At 67.4% G+C, this 18511-nt stretch carries 24 protein-coding genes; 7 read left to right on the forward strand and 17 right to left on the reverse strand.

Features of this window, described 5'->3' with window-relative positions; translation table 11 throughout:
- Window positions 1–135: 135 nt before the first annotated feature.
- Window positions 136–600 carry an Mpo1 family 2-hydroxy fatty acid dioxygenase gene (locus D3H34_RS23810; RefSeq protein ID WP_119556713.1) on the forward strand — a complete coding sequence of 155 codons (465 nt, stop codon included), beginning with the start codon at window positions 136–138 and terminating at the stop codon, window positions 598–600.
- 36 nt (window positions 601–636) lie between these two features.
- On the opposite strand, the gene D3H34_RS23815 is transcribed toward D3H34_RS23810, so the two are convergent.
- A complete protein-coding gene (locus D3H34_RS23815) occupies window positions 637–1455 on the reverse strand; it encodes an aminotransferase class IV family protein (RefSeq protein WP_119556714.1) in 819 nt (272 codons plus the stop codon).
- A gap of 125 nt (window positions 1456–1580) precedes the next feature.
- Between D3H34_RS23815 and D3H34_RS23820 the strand changes: the two genes are divergently transcribed.
- Together D3H34_RS23820 and rpoH are read left to right on the forward strand one after the other, a co-directional pair.
- A complete protein-coding gene (locus D3H34_RS23820) occupies window positions 1581–2516 on the forward strand; it encodes a LysR substrate-binding domain-containing protein (protein WP_119556715.1) in 936 nt (311 codons plus the stop codon).
- Between the two features lie 136 nt (window positions 2517–2652).
- A complete protein-coding gene (gene rpoH / locus D3H34_RS23825; RefSeq protein WP_119556716.1) occupies window positions 2653–3594 on the forward strand; it encodes an RNA polymerase sigma factor RpoH in 942 nt (313 codons plus the stop codon).
- A gap of 57 nt (window positions 3595–3651) precedes the next feature.
- Here rpoH and D3H34_RS23830 read toward each other — a convergent pair whose 3' ends face one another.
- The 6 genes from D3H34_RS23830 to D3H34_RS23855 are packed head-to-tail and all read right to left on the reverse strand — an operon-like array spanning window position 3652 to window position 8837.
- Window positions 3652–4476: a DNA alkylation repair protein gene (locus tag D3H34_RS23830; protein ID WP_119556717.1), complete on the reverse strand. Its 825-nt coding sequence runs from the start codon at window positions 4474–4476 to the stop codon at window positions 3652–3654.
- Window positions 4477–4492: 16 nt separating this feature from the next.
- Complete coding sequence (locus tag D3H34_RS23835; RefSeq protein ID WP_119556718.1) at window positions 4493–5113, reverse strand: SCO family protein; 621 nt, start codon at window positions 5111–5113, stop codon at window positions 4493–4495.
- A gap of 15 nt (window positions 5114–5128) precedes the next feature.
- Window positions 5129–6034 carry a heme o synthase gene (gene cyoE, locus D3H34_RS23840; RefSeq protein WP_119556719.1) on the reverse strand — a complete coding sequence of 302 codons (906 nt, stop codon included), beginning with the start codon at window positions 6032–6034 and terminating at the stop codon, window positions 5129–5131.
- Complete coding sequence (locus tag D3H34_RS23845; RefSeq protein ID WP_119556720.1) at window positions 6031–7254, reverse strand: COX15/CtaA family protein; 1224 nt, start codon at window positions 7252–7254, stop codon at window positions 6031–6033. Before D3H34_RS23845 ends, cyoE begins: the two co-directional genes overlap by 4 nt.
- 22 nt (window positions 7255–7276) lie before the next feature.
- Window positions 7277–7960, reverse strand: a complete 684-nt coding sequence (locus D3H34_RS23850; protein WP_119556721.1) for a redox-active disulfide-containing membrane protein — start codon at window positions 7958–7960, stop codon at window positions 7277–7279.
- Window positions 7944–8837, reverse strand: a complete 894-nt coding sequence (locus tag D3H34_RS23855; RefSeq protein WP_119556722.1) for an SURF1 family protein — start codon at window positions 8835–8837, stop codon at window positions 7944–7946. The genes D3H34_RS23850 and D3H34_RS23855 overlap by 17 nt, the downstream gene beginning before the upstream one ends.
- Window positions 8838–8864: 27 nt before the next feature.
- On the opposite strand from D3H34_RS23855, the gene D3H34_RS23860 reads away from it, so the two are divergent.
- Window positions 8865–9095, forward strand: coding sequence for a twin transmembrane helix small protein (locus tag D3H34_RS23860; protein WP_119556723.1), 231 nt, complete (start codon window positions 8865–8867; stop codon window positions 9093–9095).
- An 80-nt stretch (window positions 9096–9175) separates the two neighbouring features.
- On the opposite strand, the gene D3H34_RS23865 is transcribed toward D3H34_RS23860, so the two are convergent.
- The 8 genes from D3H34_RS23865 to D3H34_RS23895 all read right to left on the reverse strand — a co-directional run bounded on the left by D3H34_RS23865 (window position 9176) and on the right by D3H34_RS23895 (window position 15661).
- Window positions 9176–10057 (reverse strand): cytochrome c oxidase subunit 3, encoded by an 882-nt coding sequence (locus D3H34_RS23865; RefSeq protein ID WP_119556724.1) that lies wholly within the window; start codon window positions 10055–10057, stop codon window positions 9176–9178.
- 81 nt (window positions 10058–10138) lie between these two features.
- Entirely contained in the window at window positions 10139–10306 is a 168-nt protein-coding gene (locus tag D3H34_RS23870; protein WP_119556767.1) for a DUF2970 domain-containing protein, read from the reverse strand.
- Between the two features lie 50 nt (window positions 10307–10356).
- Window positions 10357–10983 (reverse strand): cytochrome c oxidase assembly protein, encoded by a 627-nt coding sequence (locus D3H34_RS23875; RefSeq protein ID WP_119556725.1) that lies wholly within the window; start codon window positions 10981–10983, stop codon window positions 10357–10359.
- 36 nt (window positions 10984–11019) lie between these two features.
- Complete coding sequence (locus tag D3H34_RS34740) at window positions 11020–11133, reverse strand: cytochrome oxidase small assembly protein (RefSeq protein WP_286186172.1); 114 nt, start codon at window positions 11131–11133, stop codon at window positions 11020–11022.
- Window positions 11134–11186: 53 nt separating this feature from the next.
- The gene (gene ctaD, locus D3H34_RS23880) at window positions 11187–12824 is read right to left on the reverse strand and encodes a cytochrome c oxidase subunit I (RefSeq protein WP_062481356.1); all 1638 of its coding nucleotides are present in this window, start codon (window positions 12822–12824) and stop codon (window positions 11187–11189) included.
- Between the two features lie 43 nt (window positions 12825–12867).
- Window positions 12868–14046 (reverse strand): cytochrome c oxidase subunit II, encoded by a 1179-nt coding sequence (gene coxB / locus D3H34_RS23885; RefSeq protein WP_119556768.1) that lies wholly within the window; start codon window positions 14044–14046, stop codon window positions 12868–12870.
- Between the two features lie 60 nt (window positions 14047–14106).
- On the reverse strand, window positions 14107–14583 hold the full coding sequence (locus D3H34_RS23890; protein ID WP_056578078.1) for a DUF2244 domain-containing protein: 477 nt from the start codon (window positions 14581–14583) through the stop codon (window positions 14107–14109).
- Between the two features lie 163 nt (window positions 14584–14746).
- Window positions 14747–15661 carry a class I SAM-dependent methyltransferase gene (locus tag D3H34_RS23895; protein ID WP_119556726.1) on the reverse strand — a complete coding sequence of 305 codons (915 nt, stop codon included), beginning with the start codon at window positions 15659–15661 and terminating at the stop codon, window positions 14747–14749.
- Window positions 15662–15684: 23 nt separating this feature from the next.
- Here D3H34_RS23895 and D3H34_RS23900 point away from each other — a divergent pair, with 23 nt between their 5' ends.
- The 3 genes from D3H34_RS23900 (at window position 15685) to D3H34_RS23910 (ending at window position 17305) form a co-directional block, all read left to right on the forward strand.
- Entirely contained in the window at window positions 15685–16401 is a 717-nt protein-coding gene (locus tag D3H34_RS23900) for a ComF family protein (RefSeq protein WP_119556727.1), read from the forward strand.
- A gap of 31 nt (window positions 16402–16432) precedes the next feature.
- Complete coding sequence (gene trmL / locus D3H34_RS23905) at window positions 16433–16894, forward strand: tRNA (uridine(34)/cytosine(34)/5-carboxymethylaminomethyluridine(34)-2'-O)-methyltransferase TrmL (RefSeq protein WP_119556728.1); 462 nt, start codon at window positions 16433–16435, stop codon at window positions 16892–16894.
- A 123-nt stretch (window positions 16895–17017) separates the two neighbouring features.
- Window positions 17018–17305 carry a DUF4148 domain-containing protein gene (locus tag D3H34_RS23910; protein ID WP_119556729.1) on the forward strand — a complete coding sequence of 96 codons (288 nt, stop codon included), beginning with the start codon at window positions 17018–17020 and terminating at the stop codon, window positions 17303–17305.
- Between the two features lie 25 nt (window positions 17306–17330).
- Here D3H34_RS23910 and D3H34_RS23915 read toward each other — a convergent pair whose 3' ends face one another.
- Complete coding sequence (locus D3H34_RS23915; RefSeq protein ID WP_062479484.1) at window positions 17331–17801, reverse strand: MaoC family dehydratase; 471 nt, start codon at window positions 17799–17801, stop codon at window positions 17331–17333.
- A 68-nt stretch (window positions 17802–17869) separates the two neighbouring features.
- Window positions 17870–18490 (reverse strand): ParA family protein, encoded by a 621-nt coding sequence (locus D3H34_RS23920; RefSeq protein ID WP_119556730.1) that lies wholly within the window; start codon window positions 18488–18490, stop codon window positions 17870–17872.
- Window positions 18491–18511 lie beyond the last annotated feature (21 nt).

Consider the following 18511-nt stretch of genomic DNA (forward strand, 5'->3'; position numbering starts at 1 on the left):
GATTTGATCTTAGCGGCGCAAGCCCCGGGCGACAGTGCCCTAAGTCATGACACCGGGGCGCGCCCCTTGCCATCGCACGGCGCCGTGGGCACCATGGGTGTCTTGCCGCAACGCACGGCGCCCAGGAGACACACCATGACCCATACCGCCGCCGCCCCGCTCGCCACCAGCGATCGCAAGATCGACCGCCTGCTCGCCCACTACGAGGAGAGCCACCGTCATCCGACCAACGAGCTGATCCACTTCGTGGCGATCCCCGCGATCATGCTGAGCATCGTCGGGCTGCTGTTCGCGATCCATCCGTGGGTGGCCTACGCCTTCGTGGCGGCCAGCCTCGTGTACTACGCCCTGCTGCGCTCGCCGGCCTTCCTCGTCACCATGCTGGCGCTCACGGTGCTGGCGCTGGTGGCGGTGCATGCGATGGGCACCGCGGTGCTGCCGGTGTCGGCGGCGATCTTCGTGGTGGCGTGGATCTTCCAGTTCGTCGGCCACAAGATGGAAGGCAAGAAGCCTTCGTTCTTCGAAGACATCCAGTACCTCTGGGTCGGTCCGCTGTTCGTGCTGTCGAAGTTGTTCGTGAAACTCGGCATCCGCTGGTAGCTGGCGGCCGCGCAGCGTCCGTGCGCGAGGGTTCATTCAAGGCGATACGAGCGGCTCGGCCTCATAGGCCCGATGCAGCAAGTCCACGAAAGCCGGCGCTGGCGGCAACCTCACCTCGCCGATGCGATGCACCGCCACGCCCGGTGTCCAGGAGTTCATGACCACCGCGCCAGCCAGCGCGGGCAGATCGGCCACCCGCAGCGCCTGACTGCGCTGCGGAACGCCGAGGCGATCGAGCTGCCGGCGCACGATGCCCATCGTGGTGCCGACCAGGATGTCGGCCTCGGGCCACACCACCGCCTCGCCGTCCCAGAAGGCCAGGCTCCAGATCGACGCCTCGCCGAGCCGGCCGTGCCGGTCGAGAAAGGCCGCGTCGTCGAAGCCCTGGGCGGCGGCCTGGCGCAGCAGTTGGGTCTTGGCGCCCTCGCCAACGTGCTTCATGGACGGCAGGAAGCGCTCATGTTCGATCGCGGCCAGGGTCAGCGGACCCGCAGGGCCATTGGCGGGCGGGCCGGTGCGGATCAGCACGTCAGGCTCCGCGTCGGCCACGACGAACTCGCCGGCCGGGGAGTAGACGGTGGCCGTCAGCGACAGGTCCCCCTGGCCGGCCGTGAGCGCGCTCCGCAGGTGAGCGCGCACTGCGTCGTCGGGCAGTGCCCGGCCGAACAGGGTCTGCGAGGCGAAGCGCAGCCGCGCCAGATGGAGATCGAGACCCCGCACCTGGCCACCGCGCACCTGCATGGCCGTGAAATGGGCGTGGCCGGCGAAGGCGAGCGACGCCAGGGTCTCGGCGGTGGCAGGCTGGCCGTTGCGCTGCACGACGAAGGAAGAAACGAAAGGGGCGCTGGCGGACATGATTTCGTTGCTCCTGGAAACGGGTCGTTGCGGGAAGATCATCAAGTTCCTGAACTATCCCGCGTTGACTTCATTAAAAGAAATGAATAGTTTTTGGAAAATCATCAAAAATCATTTGAAGATCAATGCATCCCAAACTGCTGCCCGGCACCCGAGCCCTGCGCACCTTCGAGGCCGCCGGTCGGCACCTGAACTTCACGCGGGCTGCTGAAGAAGTGGGCCTGACGCCAGCGGCCGTGAGCCACCAGATCAAGGAGATCGAGGACCAGCTGGGCGTGGTGCTGTTCACGCGCACCAGCCGCAGCATCCGCCTCACGCCGGCCGGCGCCGTGTGGTTCGAGGCCACCGCCGACGCGCTCGACACCCTGCGCCGCGCCGCCGGCCGCGCCCGGCGCATGGCGCGCGGGGCGGCGACGCTGCGCCTGTCGACCAGCGCCCGCTTCGCGACCAACTGGCTGCTGCCCCGGCTGCCGCAGTTCAGGGCCGCGAATCCGGGACTGGAGCTGGGCTTCGACATTTCCGACGCGCTGCGGGATTTCGACGCCGACGACATCGACGTGGCGATCCGGTTCGGCACCGGGCGCGACGCGGGTACCCGCTCGCAGCGCCTGTTCGACACCCTGATCGTGCCGGTCTGCAGTCCGAAACTGCTCGCCAGCGGCCCCCGGCCGGCAACGCCGCGCGACCTGCTCCAGCACACGCTGTGCTACGTCGACTGGAAAACCGAGGGCATGGTCTGGCCGAACTGGCCGATGTGGATGGCCGCGGCAGGCATCGAAGACTTCGACGACAGCCGCTGCATCGGATTCGCCGATTCGAGCGACGTGGTACGCGCCGTGACCGAAAGCGGCATGGTCGGCCTGGCCGACCTGGACATGATCGCCGCCGACCTCGCCCAAGGCCGGCTGGTGCGGCTGTTCGACATCGGCGTGCCCATGACGGCAGGCTACGCCTACCACCTGGTCTACCCCGAGGGCAGCGCCCAGGACCCGCGCATCCAGGCGTTCCAGGGCTGGCTGCTCGGTCAGGCGGCACAGGCCCGGGAAGCGCCCGGAACTTGAAAAATGCCAAACGGCATACAAATATCCAACAAATCGCGACAAAAGCTATCGCAACGATAGAAACCCAAGGGAACCCTTGGCTTAGCACTCCCTCTAACCGAGTGCTAATATGGCCAACACAAAGGAGTTTCCCCTGATGACAACGCTGTCTGGAGTCTCTGCCAACCAGCTGGCCGTCGCCAATCCATGGTCGATGGTTCCCCCGCTGGGCAACCTGGATGCCTACATTTCGGCCGCCAACCGCCTGCCGCTGCTCACGCTCGAGGAAGAGCAGGGCTTCGCACGCAAGTTGCGCGACCAGAACGATCTCGAAGCCGCCGGTGCGCTCGTCCTGTCGCACCTGCGCCTCGTCGTTTCCATTTCCCGCCAGTACCTGGGCTACGGGCTGCCGCACGGCGACCTGATCCAGGAAGGCAACGTCGGCCTCATGAAGGCCGTGAAGCGTTTCGACCCCGACCAGGGCGTGCGGCTGGTGAGCTACGCCATGCACTGGATCAAGGCCGAGATCCACGAGTACATCCTGAAGAACTGGCGCATGGTCAAGGTCGCGACGACCAAGGCCCAGCGCAAGCTGTTCTTCAACCTGCGGTCCATGAAGCAGGGTTTCAAGGCCGACTCGGCCGCGGCCGACAACGGCACGCACCGCGAAACGCTGAGTCCCGACGAGGTCTCGCAGATGGCCACGCGCCTGAACGTGAAGCCCGAGGAAGTGCTCGAGATGGAAACCCGCCTGTCGGGCGGCGACGTGCTGCTCGATCCGGGTCCGTCCGATGACGGCGACGAAGGCTTCGGCCCGATCGCCTACCTGGCCGACGCCACGCAGGAACCGACCGCACTGCTCGAATCGCAGCAGCGCGACCGCCTGTCGAGCGACGGCATCGCCACCGCCCTTGAGGCGCTGGACGACCGCAGCCGCCGCATCGTCGAAGAGCGCTGGCTCAAGGTGAACGACGACGGCTCGGGCGGTATGACGCTGCACGACCTGGCCGCGGTGTACGGCGTGAGCGCCGAGCGCATCCGCCAGATCGAAGTGGCCGCGATGAAGAAGATGAAGAAGGCGCTGGCCGAATACGCGTAAGCGCAGCCACCGCCCTCCCCTCGAAAAGAAGCCCGGTCATGCCGGGCTTTTTTTCATTCAGGGGGTCGATTTGGCCAGCGTACGCAGCGCCCGCTTCGCGATGTAGCGGGTCTCGGCAACCGGCGATTCGGCCACCCAGCGCGTGCACAGCGTCTCGACCCATTCGGGCTGTGTCTTGCTTGCGTCGTTGAGCCAGTTGGCCACCGAGTTCTGCACATAGCGATGGCCGTCGGCGCGCAGCGGCTCCAGCAGCGGCAGCGCGAGCCAGGGCTCGGTTTTCAGCGCCTCGATCTGCGCGCACCACACACCGCGCGGGCGCGTCAGCTCGCTGGCGAAGCGACGCACGTTCGGGTCGGCATCGGACACCCAGGGCTGCAGCAGCGCCAGCGCTTCGTCGAGCGAGCCGATGACGCTGTCGCGCACCGCCATCCACGCGAACTCGCGCACGCCGAAGTGCGGGTCGGCCGCGAAGCGGCGCACGGCGTCGAGCTGGTCGGCGAGCGGCAGGCCCGACAGCGTGATCCACTGCACCGCCCAGCAACGCGCGACGTCGCTGGCGTGCGTGGCCAGCCGGTGCGCCACGGCATCGCGCTCGGCGTGTTCCGCCGTCATGTCGTACAGCGCCCGCGCGATGTGGCTGTGGCGCTGCATGGGCTTGAAGGCCGCCAGCATGGCGAGGGTGTCGTCGAGCCGTTCGTGCGCCGCGTCGAGGCCGACATGGCCCGCCACGCTGCGCGCAAGCAGCGGCAGCTCGAGCGCGAGGAATTCGTTGAGATTGACCGTCTCGATCAGCCCGCCGTTCAGCGCGCCCAGCACCTCCGGCGGAATGAGCGCGATGCGGAACGCGCCCTTGCGCGACTTCAGGTGCTCCACCGATGCCATGGCCCGGACGCCCGGTTCAGGAGGCGAGCAGCGTCTTCAGGTCCGACACCATGGCCGGCACGCCCGCGCCGTAGCGCGCGTACAGCCGCAGCCGGCCCTGCGGGTCGTAGATGTAGCTGGCGGCCGAGTGGTCCATGGCATAGCTGGTCGGCGTCTTGCCCTCGACCTTCTTGTAATAGACCTTGAAGTCCTTCGCGATGGCGGCCAGCTGCTCGGGCGTGGGGATGAGCGCCACGAAGCTCGGGTCGAACGCGCCCATGTAGGCCTTGAGCACTTCGGGCGTGTCGCGCGCCGGGTCGACCGTGACGAACAGCACCTGCAGCTTGCTGCCGTCGGCGCCGAGCTGCTGCTTGACCTGCGCCATCTCGGTCATGGTGGTCGGGCAGACGTCGGGGCACTGCACGTAACCGAAGAACAGCACGACCGCCTTGCCCTTGAAGTCGGCCAGCGTGCGCACCTTGCCGTCCGCGTCGGTGAGCGAGAAATCCTTGGCATAGTCGGCGCCCGTGATGTCGACCGCCTGGAAGCTCTGCTTGGCCTGCTCGCTGCAGGCCGACAGACCCAGCCCCAGCGTGGCCGAGGCGGCCACCCAGCCAGCCGTGGCGGCGATCGATTTCAGGGCATTGCGCTTGTTCATGGGCAGGCAGTCCGGTCAGCGGAGGTAATGGTCGACAAGCAGTGCCGCGAACAGCACGCTCAGGTGGATGAGCGAAAACCGGAAGGTCTTGCGCGCCAACGTGTCGGAGTAGTTGCGCCACAGCGCGAAGGCATAGCCGGTGAAGCCGATGCTCACGCCGATGGCGACCACGAGGTAGAGCCAGCCGCTCATGCCGTAGATGAAGGGCATCAGGCAGGCCGCGAACAGGATGAAGGTGTACAGCAGCACCTGCAGTCGCGTGAACTCGTTGCCATGGGTCACGGGCAGCATCGGCAGGCCGGCCTTGCGGTAGTCCTCGACGCGGTACAGCGCCAGCGCCCAGAAGTGCGGCGGCGTCCACAGGAAGATGATGAGGAACAGGATCAGCGCCTCGGGACCGACGTCACCCGTCATGGCAGCCCAGCCCAGCACCGGCGGCATGGCGCCCGAGGCGCCGCCGATCACGATGTTCTGTGGCGTCAGGGGCTTCAGGATGACGGTGTAGATCACCGCGTAGCCGACAAAGGTGGCGAAGGTGAGCCACATGGTGAGCGGGTTGACCGTGAACCACAGCAGCGCCGAACCGGCGGCGCACAGCAGCGTGGAAAAGCCCAGCGCCTGCCAGTCGCTCAGTTCACCGCGCGCCGTGGGGCGCCAGGCGGTGCGTTTCATCTTGGCGTCGATGCCCTTCTCGACCAAGCAGTTGAACGCCGCGGCCGCGCCGGCCACCAGCCAGATGCCCAGGCAGGCCAGCACGCCGCGCTGCACGTCGGCCCACGACGGCAAGCCGGGCACGGCGAGCACCATGCCGATCAGCGCGCAGAACACGATCAGCTGCACCACGCGCGGCTTGGTGAGCGCGTAGAACTGGCGCAGCACGCTGACGGTGCTGGCTTGCTGAACAGGGATCGGGGTGCTCACGCGGTGGCTTTCTTCGGGTTGGGGGTGCCGCGCGCATTGTCGACGGCGCGCGAAATCGGCGCAGCGGCGGCGCTTTCGCGGCGGCTCTCGCACAGCGCCCAGGTCAGGACCACCGCCAGCGCCGCGGCGCCACCGGTGTGGAGCACGGCGGCGGCCAGCGGCCAGCCGAGCAGCACGTTGCCCAGGCCGGTGGCCAGTTGCAACAGTGCCAGCCCGAGGAGCCAGCGGGCCTGCGGACGCAGTGCCTCGAGGCGGCGCAGGCGCCAGGCCAGCAGGCCGAGCGCGACGAACACGACATACGCCATGAGGCGGTGTGCGTAGTGGATGGCGGTGAGCGCGGAAAAATCGAGCGGCTGGCCTTCGCCGGTCACACCGAGGTGACGCCAGATCTCGAAGCCCTGCACGAAGTTCATCGGCGGCCACCAGCTGTCCTGGCAGGTCGGGAACTGCGTGCATGCCAGCACCGCGTAGTTGGTGCTGACCCAGCCGCCGAGCGCGATCTGCAGCACCAGCAGCACCGCCGTGACGATCAGCCCGTTGCGCAAGGCGGGCGACACGGCCGTGGGCAGGCGCTGCGCCGCCACCTGCCGGTAGCGCACGGCCTGGATGCACAGCAGCGCGAGCAGCACGATGGCGCCCATGAGGTGCATCGTGACGATGGCCGGGAACAGCTTCCAGGTGACGGTCATGGCGCCGAACGCGCCCTGCAGGCAGACCCAGACCAACGTGGCCGCGGGCCACCAGGCGCTGAGCACGACGTGATGATGGGCGCTGTCGGTCGGCGGCGCAGGCTGGCGCCGCTGGCGGCGGCGCACGATCCAGGTGGCGCCCGCGAGCGTGAGGATCAGCACCCCGACGCCGGTCGCGAGGTAGCGGTGGACCATTTCGATCCAGGCCTTGCTGTGCGTCACCGGGCCGGTCGGCTGGGCTGCCTGCGCCATCGCGATCTCGTGGCGCGCGCCGGCCGGGCTGGCGTTGCCGTAGCAGCCGGGCCAGTCGGGACAGCCCAGGCCCGAATCGGTGAGCCGCGTGAAGGCGCCGAACAGCGTGAGGTCGAAGGTGAGGAAGAGCGTGAGCACGGTCAGCGCATGCAGCCGCCGCGCGGGGCCGGAGCCGGCATTGCGGCGCCACACCCAGACCAACGGGCCGAGCGCGAGCAGCACGCCGGCGCCCATCATCCAGACGATCGGCGTGAGGTCGTAGAGGGAGCTCGTGTCCATGGGGCAGTCGTTCGGGCGGGGCTCAGCGGCCCGCTTCGTCCCAAGAGGACGAGGCGCGCAGCAGGCGATCGATGTCGCGCTTGGCGCGGCTCGCGCCGGCGGCGTCCATGCGGGCCGGGAAACGCATCATCCAGTTGCCCATCGGATCGACCACGTAGAGGTGCTCGGGCAGCGTGTGCCCTTGCACGGGCGCAAGCCAGCGGGCCAGTTGCTCGGCCGGCACGCGCAGCACGGTCGCGCCGTGCAGGCCGTTGGTCAGGCGCTCGGGCACGGGCGCCGCGTCGCTCACGAGCCAGACGCGGTCCAAGCGGTCTTTCTCGCGGCCCAGGCTCTCTCGCAGCTGGCGCTGAAGATACAGCTGCTGCTCGCACAGCGCATCGCAGGCCGCGTCGGCCACTGCCACCAGCAGCCACTGGCCTTTGAGCGTGGTCAGCTCGACCGGTGCGCCGTTGCGGTCGGTTGCGGTCAGGCGGGGCATCTCACGTTGCGGATCGATCAGCTCGCCGTACACGCTGCGGCCCTCGGGGCGGATCACGTAGTAGGTGAAGTAGGAGGCAATCACGGGCGCCGCGCACATCAGCAGCACGGCGATCATCTTCCAGCGCCCATGGACGGTGCGGCGGTTCTCGGCCTCCTCGAGCGCCTGGCCCGGCGACGGCATCGAGTGCACGGTCAGGCCCAGCGGCTCGTCAGAGGCCGCGGCCATCGCGTGCGCGGCGCCGCGCGCGCCGGAAGGGGGAGATGAATTGGAACCAGACATAGAGGATGACAACGAGGGCCGACAGGCCGAACCACTGGAATGCGTAACCGTAGTGCCTCTCCAGCCCCAACGCCGGGGCCGGCCAGTCGCGCTGCAGGCCCTCGGACGCCGGCCCGCTCTGCTGCAGCGACACGTCGGTGCGCAGCGGCAGCTGGGTCTCGGCACGGAATGCCTCCAGGTCGAGATTTTGCCGGATGGGGGAAGACCCCTGAATGCCCGGTGCCGGGGCGATGCCTGATGCCACCGGGGCCGAGGCCGCGCCTGAGGCCGTCTGGGCCGGCACGGCAGCCGATGCAGCAGGCGCCGGCGCGGCCTTCGACCCCAGCTCGAACAGATGGCTCGGCGGCGGCTCGATCAGCGCCGTGAGTTCGACGATGCCGGCCGGCGTCTCGACCGCGCCCAGCTGCGTGCGGTCGACGAAATTGCGCTGCACCCAGCCACGCTGGACCATCACGGTCTGCTCGCTGCCCTCGAGCGCGAACGGCGTCAGCACATAGAAGCCCGGCGTGCCGTGCATCTGGCGGTTATCCAGGTAGACGGTCTGCGCCGTGAGCCACAAGCCGCGCAGGTGCACCGGGCGGTGCAACTCGCCGACCGCTTCGCCCAGCGCCAGGAACTCGGCCTGCGACAGCGGCGCTTTCTGCTTCTGCGCGTCGATGCGGGCCTGTAGCGCTTCTTTCTGCGCAGCGCGCGACAGCTGCCAACGGCCCAGCGAGACGGTGGCCGCCAGCGCCAGCACAGCCGCCAGCGTGACGACCAAGAAACGACCCCGACCTGCGCGGCGGCGCGGTGCGGCTGAGGGAGAAAGGGGCTCGGGGGTCACTGGAGCGGACGGGGCGTGCGGCCGATAATGCGGATCATGAAATACTTCGTCGCCCTGATCTTTCTGGGCATCTTCGCGAGCCTCGGCTTCGCGCTCTACTTCATGCTGAAAGACGGTCGCGACGGCCGGGCGAAGCGCGGAGGCATGGCCCGCGCGCTGACCTTTCGGATCGGCCTGTCGGTGTTTTTGTTCCTCTGCATGCTGCTGGCCTGGAAGCTCGGCTACATCCAGCCCACCGGACTCCCACTCGGGAAGTAGCAGATGGTGCTCGTTCCACGAGAACCATGAAAAAGGCGCCTTACGGCGCCTTTTTTCTGGAATGCCGTGAGTGTCTTCGCTCAAAGCCAATAGACCAGCACGTACAGGCCCAGCCAGACCACGTCCACGAAGTGCCAGTACCAGGCGGCGCCTTCGAAACCGAAGTGACGTTCGGCCGTGAAGTGGCCCTTCTGCAGGCGCAGCGTGATGAACAGCAGCATCAGCATGCCGATGAACACGTGCAGGCCGTGGAAGCCGGTCAGCATGAAGAAGGTCGAACCGTAGGTGCCCGAGCTGAGCTTGAGGTTCAGTTCGGTGTACAGGTGGAAGTACTCGTAGCCCTGCACGCCCAGGAAGATCACACCCAGCAGCACGGTGAGCCACATGAAGCGGATGCACTGTGCGCGGTGGTCGGCACGCAGCGCGTGATGGGCGATGGTCAGCGTCACGCCCGAGCTCAACAGCAGCGCGGTGTTGATGGTCGGCAGCCAGAACGGGCCGACGGTCTGGAAGGGCTCGACGATGCCGGCCGGCGAACCGGTGGCACCGGCCGCGACGCTGGGCCACACGGCCTTGAAGTCGGGCCATAGCATGGCGTTGTCCAGGCTGCCGAGTGCCGGCAGTGCGTGGGTGCGTGCCCACCACAGCGCCGTGAAGAACGCACCGAAGAACATCACTTCCGAGAAGATGAACCAGCTCATGCTCCAGCGGTACGAGAGGTCGATCTTGTGGCCGTACTGGCCGCTCTCGCTCTCGCCGACGGCGGCACGGAACCAGACGAAGAGCGTGCCGAGCCAGATCAGCATGCCCAGCAGCAGGGACCACGCGCCCCACTGGTGACCGTTGATCCATTGCGCCGCACCGAGGATCACGAAGAACAAGCCGATCGCGGACACGACCGGATAGGACGACGGTCCGGGCACGAAGTAGTAGGGCGTGGTGCCGTGGGTGGTTGAACTCATATCAGCTCCTGGCTTTCTTTCTTCTCTCGATTCAATGATTCTGGAGATCGTGGTTTTTATCTTCGGCTCAGCAAGCACCGCTCAGGCGGACGCGACCACATGCCGCACCAGCAGCACCAGCCCGACCACGAAGACGATCACCGCGGCAAACGCCACCGCGATGACGTGCAGCGGATTGAGCTTGCCCAAGTCTTCCTTGTAGGCGCTGTTGCGACGCACCCCGAAGAACGACCAGCCCACCGCCTTCATCGTGTCCCACAGCGTGGGTTTGCGGCGCGGGGCTTCGGGTGGTGGCGAGCTCACGAGCGCGGCTCATTGGCGACATTCGAAACGGCGGCCACCGGGGCCGGTGGCGTCTTGCCGCCCACCTCGAAGAAGGTGTACGACAGCGTGATGGTCTTGACGTCCTTCGAGATCTTCGGATCGATCACGAAGGCGACCGGCCACTGCTTCTTCTCGCCCGCATCGAGCGTGTACTGGTTGAAGCAGAAGCATTCGAGCTTGTTGAAGTGTGCCGCGGCCTGCTGTGGCGCATAGCTCGGGATGGCCTGCGCGGCCATGCGGCGGTTCTGCGTGTTCTGGAACTCATACATCACCGTGTTCAGCTGACCCGGATGCACTTCGATGAAGCGCTCGGCCGGCTTGAAGTCCCAGAGACCGCCGCGCACGTTGGAGTCGAACTCGACCTTGATCGTGCGGGTCATGTCGACCTGCGTGTTGTCGGGCACGCGCACGTTCTTGGCGCCGCTGGCACCGCCCGGCACCTGGAGCTCGGAGAGTGCGAGGATGTTGATGCCGGTCATTTCGCAGATCGCGCGGTACATCGGCACCAGCGCATAGCCGAAGGCGAACATGCCGCAGGTCACGACGGCCAGCTTGCCGACCATGCGGACGTTGGCGCGGCGGATGCGTTGGCCGAGGCTCATGCTGTTGCTTTCGTTCGGGGGTGCGATGCGACGCGGTCAGCGCCCGCTGAACCAGACCATGCGGACGATGAAGCCGATGAAGAAGATCACCGCGATGGAGGCCAGCGTGAGCCCCATGCGTCGGTTGTTCTTGCGTTGTTCGGGCGTCATCGTGGCCATGGGGTCGCTGCGGTGTGGACGGATGTCGTGGCTCGCGCGGGTGATCAGCCGATCACCTTGGTGGCGGTCACGTCGAGCTTGGGCGGGTTCTCGAAGGTATGGAACGGTGCCGGCGACGGCACTTCCCACTCGAGGCCTTCGGCCGCTTCCCAGGGCTTCTGTGCCGCTGCTTCACCCTTGCCGCGCATCGAAGGCAGCACGATGAACAGGAAGAAGTACACCTGGGCGAAGCCGAAGAAGAACGCACCCACCGAAGCGATGGCGTTGAAGTCGGCGAACTGCATGGGGTAGTCGGCGTAGCGACGTGGCATGCCGGCCAGACCCAGGAAGTGCATCGGGAAGAAGGTGACGTTGAACGAGATCAGCGACCACCAGAAGTGGACCTTGCCGCGCGTTTCGTTGTACATCACGCCGGTCCACTTGGGCGCCCAGTAGTAGAAGCCCGAGAACATGGCGAACAGCGAGCCGGCCACCAGCACGTAGTGGAAGTGGGCCACCACGTAGTACGTATCCTGCAGCTGCGTGTCGATCGGCGCCACGGCCAGGATCAGGCCGGTGAAGCCGCCCATCGTGAACACGAAGATGAAGCCGACCGCGAACAGCATGGGCGTCTCGAAGGTCATCGAGCCCTGCCACATCGTGGCGATCCAATTGAAGATCTTCACGGCCGTGGGCACCGCGATCAGCATGGTCGCGTACATGAAGAACAGCTGGCCCGTGAGCGGCATGCCGGTCGTGAACATGTGGTGGGCCCACACGATGAACGACAGGATGGCGATCGACGAGGTGGCGTACACCATCGAGGCGTAGCCGAAGAGCTTCTTGCGCGCGAAGGCGGGCACGACCTGGCTGATGATGCCGAAGGCCGGCAAGATCATGATGTAGACCTCGGGGTGGCCGAAGAACCAGAAGATGTGCTGGTACATCACCGGGTCACCGCCGCCGGCGGGATTGAAGAAGCTGGTGCCGAAGTGGCGGTCGGTCAGCGTCATGGTGATGGCGCCGGCGAGCACGGGCATCACGGCGATCAGCAGGTAGGCGGTGATGAGCCAGGTCCAGCAGAACATCGGCATCTTCATCAGCGTCATGCCGGGGGCGCGCATGTTGAGGATGGTGACGATGATGTTGATCGAACCCATGATCGACGAGGCGCCCATGATGTGCATCGCGAAGATGCCGGCGTCCATCGAGGGGCCCATCTGCAGCGTGAGCGGTGCGTACAGCGTCCAGCCGGCCGCGGGTGCGCCGCCGGGCATGAAGAACGAACCCGCCAGCATGATGGCTGCCGGGATCAGCAGCCAGAAGCTGAAGTTGTTCATGCGCGCGAACGCCATGTCGGATGCGCCGATCTGCAGCGGGATCATCCAGTTCGCGAAGCCCACGAAGGCCGGCATGATCGCGCCGAACACCATGATCAGGCCATGCATGGTGGTGAACTGGTTGAACAGCTCGGGGTTCACCATCTGCAGACCGGGCTGAAACAGCTCGGCACGGATCAGCAGCGCGAGCACGCCGCCGATCATCAGCATCGTGAAGCTGAACAGCAGGTAGAGCGTGCCGATGTCCTTGTGGTTGGTCGCGAACACCCAGCGGCGCCAGCCGGTGGGCGCGTGGTGGTCGTGATGATCGTCGTGTGCGTGGCCGCCTGGGGCGTGACCATGGGGGTCGAGGACTGCGCTCATGTCGTTGTTCCTTGCAATTTCTTCTTCGCGGGGCGCCGTCGGATCACTTGCCGCGCAGGGCCAGCACTTCGGCCGGTTGCACCAGCTGGCCCGTCTTGTTCGACCAGCTGTTCTTGGTGTACGTGGCCACGGCCGCGAGGTCGGTGTCGCTCAGCTGCTTCCAGGCAGGCATCGCACCGTTGTTCTGACCATTGAGCAGCACCAGCAGCTGCACCTTGTGGTCGGAATCGGTCACCTTGGCTGCGCCGTCGAGCGGCTTGATCGGGCCCGCTCCCTTGCCGTTGGCCTGGTGGCAGGCCGCGCAATTGGAGGCATAGACCTTCTCGCCGCGTGCCAGCATGTCGGGCAGCGTCCAGACCTTGGTCGGGTCGTCGAGCTTGGCTGCAGCTTCCTTGCGCTTGGCGGCGACCCAGGCGGTGTAGTCGGCAGACGACAGCACCTTCACGTGGATCGGCATGTAGGCGTGTTCCTTGCCGCACAGCTCCTGGCACTGGCCGTAGTAGTCGCCCACGGTCTCGGCACGGAACCAGGTGTCGCGCACGAAGCCGGGGATGGCGTCCTGCTTGAGGCCCAGCTGCGGCACGGCGAAGGCGTGGATCACGTCGTTCGCGGTGGTGATGATGCGAACCTTCTTCTGCACCGGCACGACCATCGGGTTGTCGACCTTGAGCAGGTAGTCGTCGGGCATGGCGCCCTTGGCACCGGCGTCGGACATGGCGCGCTGCGAGCTGTCGAGCGTCGAGATGAAGGCCAGGCCCTCGCCCTCGCCGTTCAGGTAGTCGTAGCCCCACTTCCACTGGTAGCCCGTGGTCTTGATCGTGAGGTCGGCGTTCGTGGTGTCCTTCTGGGCCACGAGCACCTTGGTGGCGGGCAGCGCCATCACGATCACGATGAGGAAGGGCACGATGGTCCAGATGACCTCGACCACCACCGATTCATGGAAGTTGGCGGCCTTGTGGCCCACCGACTTGCGGTGCTTCCAGATCGAATAGAACATGACCGCGAACACGGCGACGAAGATGACCGTGCAGATGATCATCATGATCGTGTGGAGCAGATGCTGCTCCTGCGCGATCTTGGTCACGCCGACCGGAAGATTCAACTGGCGAACCGCAGGGCCGCCGGGCAGATCGTTGACTGCGTGCGCCGCGTTGCTGAACGCCGCGCCGGCCGCCAGCAACAGATTCGCCGGCCTGTACTTATTGCGCCAAATGCTCTTCATCGTGTCCACGTTTCTTCAATTTTTCGACAAACCCAACCGTGCAGCACTGCGCGAGCCCCCTCAGGCGCCACGCAACGCCATGCGAATCTCGCGCGCCAGTGCGGCTCGCAACTCCGGGCGTACATAGCGCCCCACCCTGACCGATCGACCCTGCCCCGAGACCTCGATCAGCGAACGATCGCCGGTCTGCGGTTCGATCCGCACCTGGTGCGGAAGAAATTCCGTGCGTTCGTAGTGCCCACCGTTCTCGAGCTCCACGACGAGGCGTCCGCCTTGCAGCGCGATCCGCTCGCCGTCGGTGGCATGCCGCGCGTACATCATGAACGCAAAGCCCACCGCGGCCAGTTCGAGCCAGGCGAATGGCAGCACCAGCGGCGCACCGTGCAGCCAGAACACCATGCCCGTGCCCAGAGATACCACGCACAGCGAGGCGTAGAGCCAGCCCAGCTGGCTCGGCGTCACCGAGCAATTGCGTTTCAGGAACCAGTGGATGTTCTGGCCTGAGACGGTGGCAAAACGAAACACGGAATTCGACACGGGCGAGTTCTGCAAATCGGTGCGGCGATGGTGGCCAAACCCCTCGTACGACAAGGATCTGACAGCCCTCGATCGCGGGACAATACCCGCGAGTTTCACGCAACGGCGGATTGTAGCGGGTAGAGCGCGCGCCCCGCGCACCGAATGAGGGCTGCCGCGTCGCTCAGGCGCCAGGGCGGCCGCGCTGGAGCATCGATCGCATCTCGCGCAGCGAGACCGCGCTCTCGGACGACAGCGCGACGCGCGGCGTCGGCTTGAAGGCGTGGCCGTAGATGACCTCGAAGGTCAGCGCGATGCGGCCCTCGCCTTCCGCGGCCGGTGCCAGCTCGGGCAGGGCCTGTTTGAGCGACCGGTGCCAGGCCTTGCCGCGCAGCGCCGCAAAGCGCGCCGGATGCAGGTTGCGCCCCAGGGTCCGCAGCTCCGCCAGGGCGGCCTCGGGGGTGGCCCAGGTGAGCACGATGCGCTCCATGTCCATCACGGGCTCGGCGAAACCGGCGTGCACGAGCATGTCGCCCCAGTCGTGCATGTCCGTGTATTCGTGGCCGGCGGCGGGCCAGCCGAGCCGGGCGTGCAAGGCCCGCAGCTCGCGCACGGTGTCCGGGCCCAGGCACGAGAACATCAGGAAACCGTTGGTCGCCACCAGGCGGTGCCACTGCGCGATGAGCGCCTCGGGGTCGGCCGCCATGTGCAGCGACATGTTGGCCCAGAGCAGGTCGACGCCGTCTTCGGGCGGCGCATCGAAGCGGGCCTTGCCGCCCTGCCAGCGGCGCGCGCTCCACCAGGGGGCGGTCAGCGCCTCGCCGGTCCGGTCGGCCAGCGCGGGTTCGGGTTCGATGACGAAGGCTTCGGCGTCGCGGTAGCGGCGGGCCAGCAGCGCGTGCGCCTCGAGGCCGCCGCGCAGCGGCGACCAGTCGGCCCAGGTGCGGGGCTGGGCCTTGATCCATTGCAGCCGATCTTCCATCCGGCGGCCGATCTCCTCGTGCAGCCAGGGGGAGCCCTCGGCGGGCGCGAGCCGGCGCCAGCGTGCGGCCGCCGTGGGATCGATGGTCGGCGGTCGTCTTGCGGGGTCGGTGGCCATGGGGCCGTGAGTATATTGAGGCCATGCACAGCCGCCGGGCCCTGAGGCCTTTCACCTCGCTGCTCGCGCGGCTGCCCAGCCAGTGCGAGGTCTGCCGCGCCTGGCCCGCCCAGCGCGTGTGCGACGCCTGCGTGGCGCGCTTCGCGCCGCCGACCGCCCGCTGCGGGGGCTGCGCCCTGCCGATGCCCGAGGGTGTGGCCCGCTGCGGCGAGTGCATCCGGCACCCGCCGCCGCTCGACGCCTGCATTGCAGCCTGCACCTATGCCTGGCCCTGGCCCGATTGCATCGCTCAATTCAAGTTTCGCGGCGAGGCGGGCTGGGCCGGCCCGCTGGCCACCCTGCTGCGCAGCGCGCCCTGGGTGGAGCCGGCGCTGGAGCAGTGCGACCTCGTGCTGCCGATGCCGCTGGCGCCTGGCCGCCTGGGCGAGCGCGGCTTCAACCAGGCGCACGAACTCGCCCGCCGGCTGGCACCGGCCAAGACCGATGCCACCTTGCTGCTGCGCACACGCGACACCCCCGCGCAGAGCGGCCTGGCGCGCGCCGAGCGGTTGCGGAACCTGCGCGGCGCCTTCGCCGTGGAGCCGCTGCGCGCCGCCAGCCTGCACGGACGGCGCGTGGTGCTGGTCGACGACGTGATGACCAGTGGCGCCTCGCTGTTCGCCGCGGCTGCCACGTTGCGACTGGCGGGCGCGGCACACATCACCGGCGTGGTACTGGCGCGAACCGACCCGCCGCGCTGACCCCACCGGCGGCGCCCGCGACAATCGGCGCATGTTCCATATCGTCCTGGTCCACCCCGAAATTCCGCCGAACACCGGCAACGTGATCCGGCTTGCGGCCAATACCGGCTGCACGTTGCACCTGGTGGAGCCGCTCGGCTTTTCGATGGACGACCGCCTGCTGCGCCGCGCCGGGCTCGACTACCACGAGTACGCCGAAGTCAAGCGTCACGCCGACTGGGCCGCGCTGCTGGCCAAGGAACAACCGCCGGCCGACCGCATGTTCGCGCTGACCACGCGCGGCACCCGCGCCGTGCACGATGTGCGCTTCCAGCCCGGCGACTGGCTGGTGTTCGGCTCGGAAACCGCCGGCCTGCCGCCCCCGATCCGCGACGGCTTTGCAGAGCCGCAGCGCCTGCGCCTGCCGATGCGCGCCGGCCAGCGCAGCCTGAATCTGTCGAACGCGGTGGCGGTCACGGTGTTCGAGGCCTGGCGACAAAACGGCTTCGGCTGACGACGCTTCGGCCCTTCGCACAGCAGGGGTACATCCGGATGGCATTGCGCGGCGTATGAGAAGACATGTCGGTGATTCGCACCGGCATCCGTCCCCTCAACGTCCACGCCAAGGAGCCATGCCATGCACACGCTGCGTTTGATCACTCTCGCCGCCCTCGCCTTCGGTGGCGGCGCCCATGCCTTCCAGGGCGAGCAGAACCCGCTGCCGCCCGCGCCCTTCCAGTCGTCGCTGTCGCGCGCCCAGGTCCAGGCGCAGGCCATGCAGCCGCTGCAGATCAGCAACGGCGGCACGGGCGTGGCCCGGCCCACCGCGGGCAATGTCGACCGCGCCGCAGTGCGCGCGAGCGCCGTCGGCATCACGCGCCAGGGCGCGGCCACCTACGGCGAGGTCACCGATCGCCGGATGTAAAGAGAAAAGAGAAGAAAAAAACCGCTCAGGGAAAACGGCGCACCACCGACTCGGCGACGCACGCCGGCTTGGCGGCGCCTTCGAGTTCGATGGTGGTTTCCCAGGTCATCTGCAGGCCGTTGTTGGGAATCGGCTCGGCGCTCAACAGCTTCATGCGCGCGCGCAGACGCTGGCCCACCGGCACCGGTGACATGAAGCGCACGCGGTTCAGGCCGTAGTTCACGCCCATGCGCGACTCGACCACGTCGATGGCCGTCTCGAAGAACTTCGGCAGCAGCGACAGCGTGAGAAAACCATGGGCGATCGGCGCGCCGAAGGGACCCGACTTGGCCCGCTCGACATCGACGTGGATCCACTGGTGGTCGCCGGTCGCCTCGGCGAACTGGTTCACCTGCTGCTGCGTCACGCTGATCCAGTCGCTCACGGCGACTTCCTGGCCGACGCAGGCGGCGAGATCCTGAAGGGTCTGGAATGTCTTTTTGGTCATGCGGGGCATTCTGGTGCCAAGGGGACAAAGCCGGCTGTCGGAATCGCGACAACCGCGAATCGGGGAAATCCGGGGGGTCAGGCGTCGAGCCATTCGCAGATCGGCGCCCACTGCTCCAGGTCGCGCTGCACGCGTCCGGGCGCGATGTCGAACAGCGTGAGCCCGCGCGCCGCCAGCTGCACGTAGTTCTGCGTGTCGCGCAGCTCGCCCAGCACCGGCACGCCGAGGCCGGCGATGAACTCGTGCAGCCGGTCGGCCGCCAGCGTGCGTGCGTTCACGCGCATGCCGACGAGGCCGATGCGGGTCTTCTCGGCGCGGCGGCTTTCCAGCAGGCGGTCGAGGAAATCGCGCGTGGCGTAGATGTCGAAGATGCTCGGCTGCAGCGGCACGATCACGCGGTCGGCCAGCGCCAGCACTTCCTTGAAGCGCCAGCCGTGCAGGCCGGCCGGCGTGTCGAGCACCGCGTGCGTGGTGCCGCGCGGCGGGCGCACCACGGTGCTGTCGCCGGTGGCTTCCCAGGTGGCGATGGGGCGGGCTTGCGGCGGGCGCAGGCCGAGCCACAGCCGCGAGGACTGCTGGCGGTCCACGTCGCCCAGCATCACGGCATGGCCGCGGCTCGCGAAATAGCCCGCGATGTTCGTCGCGAGCGTCGACTTGCCCACACCCCCCTTGGGATTGGCGACCAGAACCACCGGCATGAGGATCTCCTCCAGAACTGG

This window comes from Acidovorax cavernicola (genome assembly GCF_003581445.1).